The organism is Aerococcus viridans (genome assembly GCF_002083135.2).
Taxonomy (GTDB): domain Bacteria; phylum Bacillota; class Bacilli; order Lactobacillales; family Aerococcaceae; genus Aerococcus; species Aerococcus viridans_C.
Genome location: NZ_NBTM02000001.1, coordinates 238,274 through 253,073 on the forward strand (window position 1 = coordinate 238,274; position 14,800 = coordinate 253,073).

12 protein-coding genes are annotated in these 14,800 nt (G+C 39.8%); 2 read left to right on the forward strand and 10 right to left on the reverse strand.

Going from position 1 to position 14,800, the window contains the following annotated elements; genetic code table 11:
• Positions 1-23: 23 nt before the first annotated feature.
• The 7 genes from A6J77_RS01210 to A6J77_RS01240 form a co-directional block, all read right to left on the reverse strand.
• Positions 24-1,223 carry an ATP-binding protein gene (locus tag A6J77_RS01210; protein ID WP_083067709.1) on the reverse strand — a complete coding sequence of 400 codons (1,200 nt, stop codon included), beginning with the start codon at positions 1,221-1,223 and terminating at the stop codon, positions 24-26.
• Positions 1,224-1,429: 206 nt separating this feature from the next.
• On the reverse strand, positions 1,430-3,001 hold the full coding sequence (rny, locus tag A6J77_RS01215; RefSeq protein WP_083067710.1) for a ribonuclease Y: 1,572 nt from the start codon (positions 2,999-3,001) through the stop codon (positions 1,430-1,432).
• Between the two features lie 229 nt (positions 3,002-3,230).
• On the reverse strand, positions 3,231-4,322 hold the full coding sequence (recA, locus tag A6J77_RS01220; RefSeq protein ID WP_083067711.1) for a recombinase RecA: 1,092 nt from the start codon (positions 4,320-4,322) through the stop codon (positions 3,231-3,233).
• A gap of 88 nt (positions 4,323-4,410) precedes the next feature.
• Positions 4,411-5,637 (reverse strand): competence/damage-inducible protein A, encoded by a 1,227-nt coding sequence (locus A6J77_RS01225; RefSeq protein ID WP_227645090.1) that lies wholly within the window; start codon positions 5,635-5,637, stop codon positions 4,411-4,413.
• Between the two features lie 114 nt (positions 5,638-5,751).
• Positions 5,752-6,330, reverse strand: a complete 579-nt coding sequence (gene pgsA / locus A6J77_RS01230) for a CDP-diacylglycerol--glycerol-3-phosphate 3-phosphatidyltransferase (protein WP_016897628.1) — start codon at positions 6,328-6,330, stop codon at positions 5,752-5,754.
• An 89-nt stretch (positions 6,331-6,419) separates the two neighbouring features.
• The gene (locus A6J77_RS01235; RefSeq protein ID WP_083067713.1) at positions 6,420-8,843 is read right to left on the reverse strand and encodes a DNA translocase FtsK; all 2,424 of its coding nucleotides are present in this window, start codon (positions 8,841-8,843) and stop codon (positions 6,420-6,422) included.
• 1 nt (position 8,844) lies between these two features.
• Positions 8,845-9,222: a DUF1033 family protein gene (locus A6J77_RS01240; protein WP_083067714.1), complete on the reverse strand. Its 378-nt coding sequence runs from the start codon at positions 9,220-9,222 to the stop codon at positions 8,845-8,847.
• Positions 9,223-9,428: 206 nt separating this feature from the next.
• Between A6J77_RS01240 and A6J77_RS01245 the strand changes: the two genes are divergently transcribed.
• Complete coding sequence (locus A6J77_RS01245; RefSeq protein ID WP_016897631.1) at positions 9,429-9,707, forward strand: acylphosphatase; 279 nt, start codon at positions 9,429-9,431, stop codon at positions 9,705-9,707.
• 90 nt (positions 9,708-9,797) lie between these two features.
• On the forward strand, positions 9,798-10,724 hold the full coding sequence (yidC, locus tag A6J77_RS01250) for a membrane protein insertase YidC (protein ID WP_083067715.1): 927 nt from the start codon (positions 9,798-9,800) through the stop codon (positions 10,722-10,724).
• Between the two features lie 141 nt (positions 10,725-10,865).
• Here the strand turns inward: yidC and A6J77_RS01255 are convergent, their stop codons facing one another.
• From A6J77_RS01255 to A6J77_RS09325, 3 genes are all read right to left on the reverse strand, one after another.
• The gene (locus A6J77_RS01255) at positions 10,866-12,083 is read right to left on the reverse strand and encodes a cobalamin-independent methionine synthase II family protein (protein WP_083067716.1); all 1,218 of its coding nucleotides are present in this window, start codon (positions 12,081-12,083) and stop codon (positions 10,866-10,868) included.
• 248 nt (positions 12,084-12,331) lie between these two features.
• Complete coding sequence (gene spxB, locus A6J77_RS01260) at positions 12,332-14,110, reverse strand: pyruvate oxidase (RefSeq protein WP_083067717.1); 1,779 nt, start codon at positions 14,108-14,110, stop codon at positions 12,332-12,334.
• Between the two features lie 412 nt (positions 14,111-14,522).
• Positions 14,523-14,687: a hypothetical protein gene (locus tag A6J77_RS09325; RefSeq protein WP_193756622.1), complete on the reverse strand. Its 165-nt coding sequence runs from the start codon at positions 14,685-14,687 to the stop codon at positions 14,523-14,525.
• Positions 14,688-14,800: the final 113 nt, after the last annotated feature.

The following is a 14,800-nucleotide window of genomic DNA, read 5'->3' on the forward strand; positions in this document are numbered from 1 at the left end:
CCCTCTTTCTTCCTGATTATTGTCTACTGGTTGGCGTTCACAGCCATAGTGATATCAAACGTTTTCTCCACAAATCTAGGATGTTGGTTCAAGGCCTTGTAGAAGTTCGCCATAGCTGAATCATCCGGCCCATCATGCATTCGTTTGATTAAAATATAAATTTCATCCGGTTCAGAAGCGACGAAAATATCTGTATAACGGCTGATTAGATGCTTGTCTTTAATTAAATTTGGTTGGTTAACGATATAATCCGTTAAATCTTCAATTACCCGTTTACGACGCACGATTGGCATCGCTTGGTAGCGGTCAAGGATGGCTTGGTCTAAGTCCGTCCCCTGTGCTTGAACAATTTCCGTTGGTTTAATAAAATCGGTTTGTTGCTGTCTCAAGAAAGTCACAAAAACTTGACCTGTTTCGTCCCCGATATTCCCCTCGATTCCTTCAATCAAGAATTCAAGGTAGTCATCCGTTAGGTGATATATATCATGACCCGCATCTTCAAAAGCGTACAGGAGGTTAGATAAACGTTCATAGGCACGTGGGGTTGGGTTTTTATCCCTTGTTTCATCAATGACAATGAAATATTGACGCCCATCAGCTTGCAAGAATTCAGTGATTAAGGGATGAATCATGGTCCGACCTGGTTTACTTGTGTGTGTCTTTTGGGCAAAAGACGTAAGCCAATCTTCTAGGTTGACACCCATTCGAATCCGCATGGTCCGGTCGTTAATGGCCATGTCACGGGCATTTGTAGCATAAGAAGTGTTCTCAAAACCTTCCGCATCACTAGACGGGTTTTCTGCGGTAATAATCACCACATTGTCCGGTAAGGCCTGCCCCATCAAGTTACGTTGTAAGACCAGGTTCATCAATTCCCCTTGCACCATGGCGATTGGCCGATTAAATTCATCTAAGAAAAGAATGACTTTGCGGTTTGGATTGGCTTCTGCTTCCGTAATGGCTCCTTGAATTTGGGGATTTAAATAGTACTGGATATGGTCTTCTTTAGGAACTGGCATGGTCAAGTCACCTGGTTGCAGTAATGAACAGGTAATTTCAAAATAACCAAAATCGTTATGTATGGCTATGTCACGTACCATTTGGGACTTCCCAATCCCACCGTGGCCGACAATATTTGGCACAATATCTGTATCCTGAGCCAGGATTAAATTTAACCCCTTATATACAGCTGTATAAGGTAAACCAGCAACTCTATCTGTCATAATCTATTCACACCTTCTGTATTCATCGTTTCTTTTTATTATACGAGATCCCTCTCGTAAATCTATCTATTTCCAAATATTTCTATCTATTGTAATCACTAGGAGTACCAAATTGTATTCAACCAAACCTGTATTAGAGTTCTTTATTATTGGAGACTCGGCCATTGACCAACTAAAAAGGAGCATTTGCATGCTCCTTTGGTAAACTATTTGGCGTAATCAACCGCTCGTTTTTCGCGTATCACGATTACTTTAATTTGTCCTGGGTAATCCAGTTCATTTTCAATGCGTTTTGAAATATCATGTGCTAATTCAATTGCTTTTAAATCATCTACTTCATCTGGTTTAACCATTACGCGGATCTCTCGTCCGGCTTGAATTGCGTATGCATTATGAACACCGTCATAATCTTTGGCAATAGCTTCAAGGCTACGTAAACGTTGGATGTAGTTTTCTAATGATTCACTGCGGGCACCTGGTCGTGCTGACGAGAGTGCATCAGCAATGGCAACTAAGCTAGCGATAACACTTGTTGCTTCAACGTCACCATGATGGCTAGCAATGGCATTAATAACAGTTTCTGGTTCTTGGTATTTGATAGCAAACTCCGTACCAATTTGTACGTGAGACCCTTCTATTTCATGATCAACGGCTTTACCGATATCATGCATTAGACCAGCGCGTTTAGCTAACTGTACGTCTTCACCAAGTTCTGCTGCCATCACGCCAGCTAATTTTGCAACTTCAATACTGTGATTCAAAACATTTTGGCCGTAACTTGTTCGGTAGTATAAGCGACCTAATGTTTTCACTAAGTCAGGATGAAGAGAATGAATACCTAAATCAAAAATAGTTTCTTCACCGATTTCTCTTACTTTACTATCCATTTGTTTACGAGCTTTTTCAACTGCCTCTTCAATTTTGGCTGGATGGATTCGTCCATCTCCAATCAATTTATCTAAAGCGATTTTTGCAATTTCACGACGAATTGGATCAAATCCACTTAATACGACAGCTTCAGGTGTATCATCAACAATCAAGTCAATTCCGGTTAAGGATTCTAATGTCTTGATGTTTCGTCCTTCTTTACCGATGATGCGACCTTTCATATCATCGTTTGGTAAGTGAACAACTGTAACTGTAGATTCTGTAACTGTATCCGCTCCAGAGCGTTCAATAGCTTGAAGTACAATTTGTTTTGCAACTCGATCTGCCGTGTCATTAGCTTCTTGCTCTGCCTTCTTAATTAATAAGGCTTTCTCATGGGCTAATGTCTCTTCCATCTCTTTTAGTAATAAGTTTTTGGCATCTTCACGAGACATAGCCGCTACATTAACTAAAATTTCATTTCGTTTTTCAATTAATGCGTCTGCTGCTTTTTCAGTCTCAGCAACCTTTTTCTTACGGTCACGTAAAGATTGTTCTTCATTACTTAATTTATTTTCTTTGTCAGAAATGGATGCATCCCGCCTATCCAATTTTTCTTCTTTTTGGTTTAAACGGTCTTCTTGTTTCTTAACTTCACTACGGCGATCTCTAACTTCACTATCTACTTCATTTCTATACCGTTGCAATTCTTCTTTTGCGTTTAAGATAATTTCTTTCCGCTCAGATTCTGCGCTACGTTTAGCATTTTCAATGATTCCTTGTGCGGTTATGTGGGCTTCATCTTTTTCACGTTCTTGTTCTTGTAATAAAGATCTTTTTCCTACATAAACGCCACCCAATACACCAACAATTAAAGCAATGATAGCGAAGGCAATTTCAGTAAATCCCATAGTTTCACCTCCGTATCTATTTAATTGTGTTCTTATTTTACATAAATATTAAAATACTATAAAACATGCATTACATGCACATAAGTTCATTTTATATTTAAGTGGAATGAATGTCAATCAAGTCGGCAATCAAAAGCATGATAGCCTTTTCAAAAAAGATGGCAAAAAAAGCCTTTCCCATAGTGATTCAATGGGAAAGACACGGTGGTTATCTATTTAAAAATAAATTTTATTCTGTTTCTTCTTCCAATAATTCCACTTGTGCTTGATCATTTGCTTCTAAAGCAGCTAGTTCTTCTTCGCTTAATTTACCATTTTGGCCAAAACCGAAGTGTTGTCGAACTTGTCCATCAATGGTCTCACGAATTTCTGGGTTTTCTCGTAAAAATTGTTTTGCATTCTCACGGCCTTGACCGATACGGTCTTCACCATATGAATACCAAGAACCGGACTTGTTAATGATGTCTAATTCAGCTGCCAAGTCAACTAGTTCACCCTCTTGAGAAATCCCTTCCCCATACATGATGTCAACTTCTGCCACTTTGAATGGTGGTGCTACCTTGTTTTTAACAATCTTAATTTTAGTACGGTTACCGATTGCGTTACCGCTCTCTTTAATTTGTTCACCACGACGTACCTCTAAACGTACAGTAGAGTAGAATTTCAAAGCTCTACCACCTGGTGTTGTTTCAGGACTACCAAACATTACCCCAACTTTTTCACGAATTTGGTTGATAAAGATGGCGATTGTTTTCGTTTTGTTGATGGTACCTGATAATTTACGTAATGCTTGAGACATTAACCGAGCTTGAAGACCGATATGAGAGTCACCCATTTCACCTTCAATTTCGGCACGTGGTACTAAGGCTGCAACTGAATCGACAACGATGATATCAATGGCACCTGAAGACACTAAAGCGTCAGCAATCTCCAAACCCTGTTCACCAGTGTCTGGTTGAGAAAGCAGCAACTCATCAACGTTTACACCTAGTTTAGCTGCATATTCAGGATCTAGCGCATTCTCAGCATCGATAAAGGCTGCAATACCACCGCGTTTTTGTACTTCCGCAATTGCATGTAATGAAACAGTCGTTTTACCAGATGATTCTGGTCCGTAGACTTCAATAATACGACCGCGTGGGTAGCCACCAACTCCTAAAGAAATATCCAATGTTAATGAACCTGTTGGAACAGTAGAAATTCTAGTATCACCGCGTTCACCCATTTTCATGATTGAGCCTTTACCAAAGTTACGCTCAATTTTTTTCATTGCATCGTCTAATGCTTTTTGACGGTTGCTATCGTTTTTATCCATAGTCATGCGTAAATCCTCCTAATGTTCTCCTGCGTTTCTTTTATTTTATAATTTTTTTGCTGAATAAGCAAGAGAAAAGCGAACGAATGTTCTGTTAATTTTTAATGATATCAAAATAAGCTGAATAGACTGAACGATATTGAATATTTTGACGACTGCCTCTTAATGTTGGTGTTAAAACTTTAGTTTCTTGGCCAGCTTGGGCGATACCAATATAGACAGTCCCCACTTCTTTTCCTTCCATGGCATCCGGTCCAGCGACACCTGTAAAGGATACTCCAAAGTCAGATTGATATAGGTCTCGTACGTTTTCCGCCATTTCAGTCGCTGTTTCAGCACTCACCATGCCATAAGTTTCCAGTGTTTGCGGTTGGACATTTAACACATTGGCTTTGGCTGTTTCTGTATAAGTGACGGCTGATCCGTGTAAGACTTTTGAAGATCCTGGGACATCGACAACTTTTTTAGCTGCCAGTCCACCAGTGAAACTTTCAGCGAAAGCAATGGTCTGCTCACGGTCTGTCAATTTCTCTACCAGTACTTCATTGATGCCTAAGTTTTCTCCTTCGCCTACATAATAGTCAGCTAACCGAGCGTTGATAGCTGTAGCCAAGTCTTCTAATAAAGGCTTGTTTTCTGCTTCATTTCTACCAGCTGCAGTTAGTCTAACCGTTACCATGAAATTTCCAAAATAAATGGCAACTGTTGGATTTTCTTGACTCATAATTAAGTCATCAATAGTGTCAGCTAATTGCGATTCCCCGATACCAAAATAGTGCAGGTATTTAGATGTTAGTACCATGTTATTTTGGTATTGGTCTAGTAAATAATCAGCTACATAATGGTTGAACATATGCTTCATTTCAGATGGTGGTCCTGGCAATAGAATATAGGTATGGTTATCATGTTCAATCGCTGTACCAAGCGCTTGCCCTACATCATTAGGGAAAGTATGCCCTGCTTCAAAAGTCAGTCCCATAGCCAGATTGTTTTCAGTCATGACTCTGCCTTTAAAGGCTGCTTTGATGGTTTCCATCCCCACTTCATCGTGGATGAGCGGTTGATTTAAGTATGCTGAAATAGTTTGTTTGGTTAAATCATCTCGAGTAGGTCCTAAACCACCTGTATAAATAATGATATCCGACCTTTGTTCAGCCTGAGCGGTCACTTTCTTTAACCGTTCAGGGTTATCTCCAATGACCGTTTGTACGTAATGGTCAAAGCCTAATTCATTCAATTTTCGTGCAATAAATTGCGCATTTGTATTCGCGATTTGTCCCATTAATAATTCTGTTCCGACAGCTATAATTTCTACTTTCATTCTTTTCCCACCTATTAGTATATACGTTTTATTTATGCGTTTGCGCATAGTGATTCTTATATATTATAGAACAAAAAAGAGCCCGGTAAAAACCGAAGCCCTTAAAAATTGTGCTTATAGTCCGTCTGAAAAGACGGAAATATTTTTAACGAAGTAGTCTACACCTGAATAGATGGTAAAGACTAATGCAAGATATAGTAGGATTTGCCCGATTGAAAATGGCAAGAATCCTAAGGGGAAATCCCCGAGTAACAAGAAGATAATGGATAGCATCTGGGTGAATGTTTTCAATTTCCCAGCACTCCCAGCCGCCATGACTGTCCCTTTTTCCACTAGTAATAGGCGGAGTCCGGTGACAGCTAATTCGCGCATGATAATGATTGAAACTAACCATGCTGGTGCTAAATCGATACCAACTAAGGCGATAAAGGCTGTTGCAACGAGCATCTTGTCAGCTAATGGGTCGGCAAATTTACCGAAATTAGTGACAAGGTTGTCGCGACGTGCGATGTAACCGTCTAGCCAGTCGGTGAATGATGCGACTGCGAAAATGATGGCTGCCACCACATATTGCCAGTACCACTGACTGCCGAGTACTTGTGTACCATCTCCACTTGCTGGGATAGATACGAAAATCATGAAGATTGGAATCATGATGATCCGAATGATGGTTAATTTATTTGGTAAATTCAAATAATCCCTCCTAGTTGACTGTCTGCTATGTTAAATATAGTATAGCATTTTTTGACTTGGAAAATGTGTGTATCAGCCTATTACATAACCTATTCGGTTGGTTCGGCGCCGTTTTCTTGGAAGATATTAACTGTACGTGGTTTAGACCCTTCTTGTGGGCCGACAATTCCGCGTTGCTCCATGTCATCTACTAGTCGAGCGGCCCGGTTGTAACCGACTCTAAATTGACGTTGTAACATAGAAATCGAGACCGTTTCACGGGTTTTAACAAATTCAAGGACAGTATCCCACATTTCATCTAAATCTTCGCCTGGCGCTGATTCTTTGGTCTCAGTTGGTATCATAGATTCGACATAATTTGGTTCTTGTTGATCTTTTACAAAAGAGACCACATGTTCCACTTCGTCATCTGTGATAAAGGCCCCTTGGACACGAATTGGTTTCGACTCACCCATAGGTAGGTAGAGCATATCTCCTCGACCCAATAATTTCTCGGCCCCGTTTTGGTCGATGATGGTTCTTGAGTCAGTCCCTGAAGATACGGCAAAGGCAATTCTTGATGGTACGTTGGCCTTGATGATCCCCGTAATAACGTCAACAGATGGCCTTTGAGTTGCTAGAATCATATGGATACCAGCTGCACGTGCCATTTGCGCTAGCCGGGTAATTGCGGCCTCTACTTCTTTAGAAGCGACCATCATCAAGTCGGCTAACTCATCTACAATCACAACGATATAAGGTAGTGTCGGATGCGCAGTACCTTCATTAAGGTTTTCTTCATGAACGAAGTCATTGTATCCGTCAATATTCCGTTGGCCCGAAGCAGCAAACAATTCATAACGACGTTCCATCTCTTGAACGACTTTTTGTAAAGCTTGAGCTGCTTTTCTTGGATTGGTTACAACGGGTGTTAACAAGTGTGGAATACCGTTATAAATTGATAGTTCCACTTTTTTAGGGTCGATCATCATCAATTTGACCTCATTTGGCTTCGCCTTCATCAAAATGGATACGATAATTCCGTTGATAGCGACTGATTTACCAGATCCGGTAGACCCAGCAACCAATAGATGGGGCATCTTGGTCAAGTCTGCTGAACGAATATTGCCTGAAATATCTTTTCCTAATGGGACTTCCAAGACTTTACCCGATTGCAGTTGATGCTCGAAAGAATCACGGAAGGAAACTAAGGAAACGTCTTGATTGGGCACTTCAATCCCGATAAAGGATTTACCTGGAATTGGCGCTTCAATCCGGATATCTTTAGCAGCTAGTGATAAGGCGATATCGTCGGCTAAACCAACAATCTTACTTACTTTTACCCCAATCGCTGGCTGAATTTCATATTTTGTTACAGCTGGTCCCAAGTTAGCCTTAGTGACTTTGGCATCCACATTAAAGCTCTTGAAAGTCGCTTCAAGTTTACGGACATTTTCTTTAATGACAGAGTATTCACCACTTTGGTCTGTCGCTTTAATTGGCGTCAACAAGGTGGCTGGTGGTAATTTGTACTCTGGATTTTCTGGCTCTGCAGCCATATCCATGACAATATCTTTACCGTCATCTGGTTCAGTATCGACACCTTGGTCATCAGTGCTTGGACTAGCTTGCGTCTTTGCTTGTTTAGCCTTGTGTAATTCATCAGCTTGCGTGCCAATTTCAAGAGAAGTTTGTTCGATTTCAGCTGGATGGTTGCCTTTACTCGCACTGGCGCTTGGGCCAACAATGACTACATCTTCGTCGTCTGTATCCACTTGTTTTGGTTTAATACGGTTGTTGCTTTCTAAACTATCTTGGTCTTCACCAGACTGCTTGCCTTTTTTAGCAGCTTTACTTCGGCTAGCTTTTTGTTTAGATTGGTCTGCCTTATATTTTTCCCGGTCCTCACGATAACTTGAAAATTGTTGTTTCGTTGTGTCCCAGAATTCACCTAACCAATTAAACACCACACTGGTAATGGACTGAATCCCTTCGACTAAATCTAACCAAGTAATACTGAATAGGTAGCACAATAGGATCATTAAGGCGATGCCCACAAAAATATAGGTCCCCAATTGACTTACTGTGTAGAAGGTAAAGGTATATAATAAACCACCTAAAAGCCCACCACCTAAGGATTGACCGGCACCTTCAGCGGTAAAATTGGCGATAGCCCGTTGCCAAGTCACCTCTAATACAGATGCATCACTGGATAAGGCGATGGCTAGATAATCCCAAGCATGCATTAGTATGGCTAGGATAGGTACTGCCCAAATCACCGTGTTCATGATTCTACCTAAAGCTAATGGGCCATGCCCTGTCACAAGCACCCAGCCTGTGAAGATAATTTCAATAATAAATACAGGAACGGATAGTCCCCCAACAAAAAATTCCATCAGATGCATGAATAATCGGCCCAATGCACCAAGTTCTAACACACCAATAATGGCGAAAAATAATGAAATCCCAGAAAATAATTGCATGCGGAAAAGTTCTTGTTGTTTCTTAGTCCGTCTTTTCTTTTTTCTTGCCACGCTAACCCTCCTCTTCTATATGATTTTTATCGCTTGAATGGCGATTGATATTGTCTAAAATACTGGTTAATTCTTTGACGCGTGCTTCACTTAAAGCTTGTTGGTTCTCATAGAGGACCAGGCTATGGTAGACTTGTTCATCATTGGCACAAGGTTCACACCAATCCGTTTCACCCGGTTGCCAGTAAGCGCGCATGCCTTCTACTCGACTACGCGTCTTCGGGAATAGGCCCTGCAATTTTAATGATTCACCTTGAAAAATAAGTGCTGCTTCCTCTAAGCTGTCAGCCGTTTGAACAGCGACGACATGCTCATGCCAGTCATCTTCAAACCACCATGGCTCGTCAAATCCATCTATTTGATATACTTGGAAACTCATCTTCTTCACTCTCCAATCAGCATCCTATTATACCAAACTTATGGTCGATTTTCATCTTGGTGACGTTTTGACCTAACGCAAACAAAGGACTTCATTTTAATAAAAAATCTATTCAAAACCAGTACTTAGTCTGATGTCAATTGGCATAATATCTAGTATAATTAAAGAAGTATATTGAAAGAAGTACAATGAAAGAAGGTATATTTATGAAAACAAGTCGAATTGTTGTAACCGGCCGTGTGCAAGGTGTAGGCTTCCGTTATTTTACCGAAAGAATCGCCAAGAGAATGAAAGTTGCGGGAACTGTGGAGAATAAGAACGATGGATCAGTAGAAATTCTTGTTCAAGCAGATGATGCCACCTTGCGTGCTTTTATTGAAGAAGTCAAAGAAATGCCGGAAAACCCATCCGCCCATGTCGACAATATCCAAGTCGTTGAAACCTTCAATAGTGAGGAAATGGTGAAATTTCGCACGGTTTATTGAAATAGCCCCCTAAATTAGCTACAATAGTAACGTTAGTCAAGACACTTAAACAAGAATCAAATAACTATATAAATTAAAGGACGTGAAGTATTGTCAAGCCGTTTAAAAAATAAACGCCTATCGCTAATTTTGCTAGTGATGTCACTCGTGGTATTTTTGGGTGGATGTGCCAATCCAAATAATCCAGATGGTTTTATGTATCGCTTAACAGTAGAACCGATTGGTCAACTTATCGTATGGATTGCTGATCAGTTTGCTGGTAACTACGGAATTGCTATTATCATTATTACCATTGCCATTCGTATTATTCTATTGCCACTTACCTTGAACCAGCTGAAAAGCTCAACGCGTCAACAAATTAAGATGGCTGCTTTTCAACCATACTTAAAAGAAATTCAAGAACGTCAAAAAAATGCCACAACGCAAGCGGAGAAAATGGCATTAGCGACTGAACAACAAGAATTCATGCGCGAAAATAACGTTTCTATGTTTGGTGGTATGGGTTGTTTACCATTATTACTACAATTACCAATCATCTCTGGTTTATACACTGCTATTCGCGTGAGTGAACCAATTGCCAGCTCTGAATTCTTCGGTATCTCACTTGGAGAATCTCATATGGTATTAGCCATTATCACCATTGTAATGTACTTGATTCAATCATTCATTACCTTGCAAGGTGTGCCAGAAGAGCAAAAAGCGCAAATGCGTTCTACCCTATTCATGACACCAATTATGATGGGATTCATTGTATTTACAACACCAGCCGGATTAACACTTTACTTCTTAGCAGGTGCCATTTGGTCAATTCTACAATCATTATTTACAACTTTCTACTTCAAGCCAAAAATCCAGGCAGAAGTTGATAAAGAAATGGCTGAGAACCCAATCAAGGTGAAGAAACCTTCTAGCGGCCGTAAAGATGTGACTGATTCTGTTAAGAAAGAATCTACAAACAAACGCTTAACAAATAATGACAGCCAAACAAACCGTAACGCTGGCAAACAACGTAAATAACAACTGATAACAAGGTAAAAGCCCTCTGACTTGGCGTTCTATACGCTAGCCAGAGGGCTTTTCTTATGCTATTAAAAAGTGCATAAAAGTGTTTGTGACAGCTCTGCCACAAACCCTTTTTATATAGGTAAATAGCTCGTCTTATTCTCCGTAGAAGTGTTTAGAAGCAATTGCTGCACCTTCTACAAGGGCTTCTAATTTAGCCCAAGCGATTTGCTCGTGTAAACGTCCACCTAAACCACAGTCAGTTGAAGCAACGACGTTTTCTGGTCCAACAATTTCACCGAAACGGATTAAGCGTTCTGCGATTAATTCTGGATGCTCAACCGCATTTGTTGAATGTGATACTAAACCAGGAATGATGTATTGGCCTTCTTTTAAGCGACCCGCTTTTTCCCACACTTTCCATTCATGCGCATGACGTGGACTTGATGCTTCAAAAGTAAATCCTGCTGCATTTACTTCTAAACATTGGTCAACGATGTACTCTAATGGAATATCTGTTGTATGTGGTCCATGCCATGAACCCCAGCAAATATGTAAGCGAACTAAGGCTGGATCGATACCTTTTAAGGCACGGTTAATAGCGTCAATACGTAATTGTAACCATCTTTGGAAGTCTTCAACTGATGGCTCTGGGTTGATTTGGTCCCAAGCTTCAGCCAAGTCGGGCGCATCAATTTGAACGATGAAACCAGCATCTGTGATTGCTTTATATTCTTCATGTAATGCGTCTGCTAAATCATTTAATAAGGCTTCTTCATCACCATTGTAGTAGTTATCTTGTAGACGAGCAGCTGAACCTGGAGATACAGCTGCAATAAAACCTTTATCTAAGTTGTTTTTAGCTAGCGAAGCTTTTAAGAAATCTACGTCACGTTGTACTTGGTCTTGACCAACGTAAGTCACTTTATCAGCGAAAACTGGGTTCCCAACAGCTTTACGTTTACCTAAAACACCAGAATCTGGATCTTCATAGGCAGCTGAGAAAATTGCACGGTCACGACGGTCAGGGAATGATGTTAATTTAATATTTCCTGGTGTTGAACGAATCTTTTCAGGGTTTGCCCAACGGTCTTGGTCAGTCATTTCTAAACCACCTAAACGATAGAATGAGTAGTTCCACCAGGCACCAAAGTCTACTGGACCAGATGTGATATGACCATATTCACCATCATTTGCAATGTCGATACCAAGTTCATTTTGTTTTGCAACAACTTGATCCACTGAATTTTGGATGATTTGATTGTATTCTTCGTCTGAAATTTCATTTTTTGCACGACGATCATTTGCCTCTAATAATGCTTTTGGACGTGGTAATGAACCTACATGTGTGGTTAAAATTTTCTTGTTTGTCATAGCTAAAACCTCCAACTTGTTTAAATAAATTGTAACACATCTACAAAACTATTATGTCTTGATCAAAGTATCGAAAAACTATCAAGCTTGATTAGAAAATTTTGAACACGTTGGTTGAAAATTCGGGAGAAATAACTATTTTTGCAAGAATCCTATATAAGCAAAAACAGGCTGGGAAGAGCCCCAACCTGTTCTTATCTCGTCTGAATATAATAAATCTTAGTTACTAATCTAATGTTATCAAATGATTATTTGATGTATTTAGATTCTAAGCCTTCAGCTTCTAAGTACTCTCTGAATGGTACTAAGTTAGCAGCTTCGTAACGTTCTTTGTAAGCTTTGATTTCGTCTTCGCTGTATAGTTTTGGATCTAATTTCAATGTTTCTACAGGGATTGGACGGTCTTGAGTAATCTTACAGTCGATAACTACAGTGTGACCTGCTTTATTAGCTGCAACAGCTTCAGCCATTACACGGTCCATATCTTCGATACGGCTTACAGTAAATCCTTTAGCACCTTGTGCTTCAGCGATTTTAGCGTAGTCAACATCTGTAAAGTCTACACCGAATAAGTTTTTGTTAGTGTCTTCATATTTGTTTTTGATGAAGGCATATTCAGTGTTAGAGAATACAACGTTGATTACAGGCATATTGTAACGTACGTTAGTTACTACATCTGGGTAAGTCATAGAGAAGGCACCATCACCGATGATGTTCCAAACTTGACGATCTGGGTAAGTGTTTTTAGCACCTAAACCACCAGGGATAGCGATACCCATTGTCGCGAATAATGGAGAAGTTCTCCACATGTTTTTAGGTGTCATGTGTAAATGACGAATAGATGTTTGTGTTGAGTTACCAACATCAATTGAGTAAATTGCATCTTCGTCAGCGTGGTTGTTGATTGCATTGTACACTTGGTAGAATTGCAAGTCGCCTTCTTCTTTAGTTTCTAACATGTTGATGTATTCACGCCAGTTAGCGATGTTTTTCAAGTTAGCTGTCCACCATGCTGACTCTTCAACAGCGTCAACTTTGTTTAAGATTTCGTCGATTGCTAAACCAGCATCACCTAAGATAGCAACATCAGCGTGGTGACGTTTACCTAACATAGCTGGATCAATATCGATTTGGATGAAGTTATCCACGTTACGGAAAGTACCTTCAACCTCTGAGAATGGGAAGTTTGAACCAGCAAATAATACTGTATCTGCTTCTAAGATAGTTTCGTTAGCTGGTTTCCAACCTACACGGTAAGTAGAACCTGTTAAAGCTTCAAAATCATACTCGAAAGTTTCAAAGTTTTTACCAGTAGTGATAACTGGTGCTTTGATTTTACGTGCTAATTCTTGAACTGCAGGACCGTGGCCCATAGTACCAATACCAGCGTAGATTACTGGACGTTTAGAGTTGTTTAATAATTCAACTGCTGCGTCGATATCTTGTGCTGCTGGAGCGATTGGTTCATATTTACGTAAGCTGTTTGCAGATGAGTACCATTGGTCGTTGTCGATTTCAACTTTAGCGAAATCACCAGGTACTTCTAGAACTGCTACACCACGTTTAGCGATAGCCATACGAGCCGCTTCGTCAACTAATTTTGGTAATTGCTCAGCGTAAGCTACACGACGGTTGTAAACTGCAATGTGGTCGTACATTGGGTTTTGGTTTAATTCTTGGAAAGCGTCCATGTTTAATTCGCGTTGTGGACGAGAACCTAAGATCGCAACTACTGGAATGTTATCCATTGCTGCATCGTATAAACCGTTAATCAAGTGAGATGCACCTGGACCACCAGAACCAACAGTAACACCTAGGTTACCGCCGAATTTGCTTTGCATTACAGCAGCCATAGCACCTACTTCTTCGTGTTTCACTTGTAGGAATTTAACGTTGTTTTCTTCTTCACCCATCGCGTCCATCAATGAACTTAAAGTACCTGAAGGAATACCATAAATAGTATCTGCTCCCCAAGACTCTAAAATTTTCATAACTGCTAAACCGATGTTAATTTTGTTATCTGACATTTAGATTACCCTCCATTTGATTTAAAAATATCACAATTGAAATAATAGCACTTAAAACAGTCCAATCCAATGAATTGCCACAAATATCCTTTGTGAGGGCCATAATTAGCCAAAAATACCCCATTTTTAGTACAATATTGTTTATATTTGAGAAAAGTGGTACAAGGAGGAAAATTGTATTAGTACAGTTTAAAGGGGAGAAATCCTTGTAAATAAAGAACTTTTAAAAAGTAACCATCTATAACACTATTACACAAGTTTACTGTTACAAAATTAAGCAAATTCTCTTCTTTTTCTCAAAATTAAAGTCAGTCAACTTTGTACATTAGAAAGTTAGTGAAGAATATCTTAATTGTATGTGGAAAGAAGGAATAACCAATGGCGGCTATATTTAGTACATTAATCCACATCGTTAGGGATAGGCTATCCCTAAATGATCATGGCGCTCTTTTGGTATAATAGGATGGTTTACCGTACAGTTCATTGTTTTAGGTCCAATCATCGCGTCGTTTCCAATCGTCACTTTAGCAATATCAAGAGTTGTCGCATTATAAATGACTAGGAAATGATCGTTCACTTCTATATTAGCCCTTCTATCATAATGAAAAATAGGTCCCACAAATGGTTCTTTCTCAACTTTGCCAAATAAATGGTGGTTGCCCGCATCCAAGGGCTATTTGTCAAAAGTAT

Coding starts and splice junctions, on each gene's coding strand:
- A6J77_RS01245 (WP_016897631.1), top strand. CDS start 9,429: ATGAAAACAAGTCGAATTGTTGTAACCGGCCGTGTGCAAGGTGTAGGC.
- A6J77_RS01255 (WP_083067716.1), bottom strand. CDS start 12,083: ATGACAAACAAGAAAATTTTAACCACACATGTAGGTTCATTACCACGT.
- A6J77_RS01240 (WP_083067714.1), bottom strand. CDS start 9,222: ATGAGTTTCCAAGTATATCAAATAGATGGATTTGACGAGCCATGGTGG.
- recA (WP_083067711.1), bottom strand. CDS start 4,322: ATGACTATGGATAAAAACGATAGCAACCGTCAAAAAGCATTAGACGAT.
- spxB (WP_083067717.1), bottom strand. CDS start 14,110: ATGTCAGATAACAAAATTAACATCGGTTTAGCAGTTATGAAAATTTTA.
- rny (WP_083067710.1), bottom strand. CDS start 3,001: ATGGGATTTACTGAAATTGCCTTCGCTATCATTGCTTTAATTGTTGGT.
- A6J77_RS01225 (WP_227645090.1), bottom strand. CDS start 5,637: ATGAAAGTAGAAATTATAGCTGTCGGAACAGAATTATTAATGGGACAA.
- A6J77_RS01210 (WP_083067709.1), bottom strand. CDS start 1,223: ATGACAGATAGAGTTGCTGGTTTACCTTATACAGCTGTATATAAGGGG.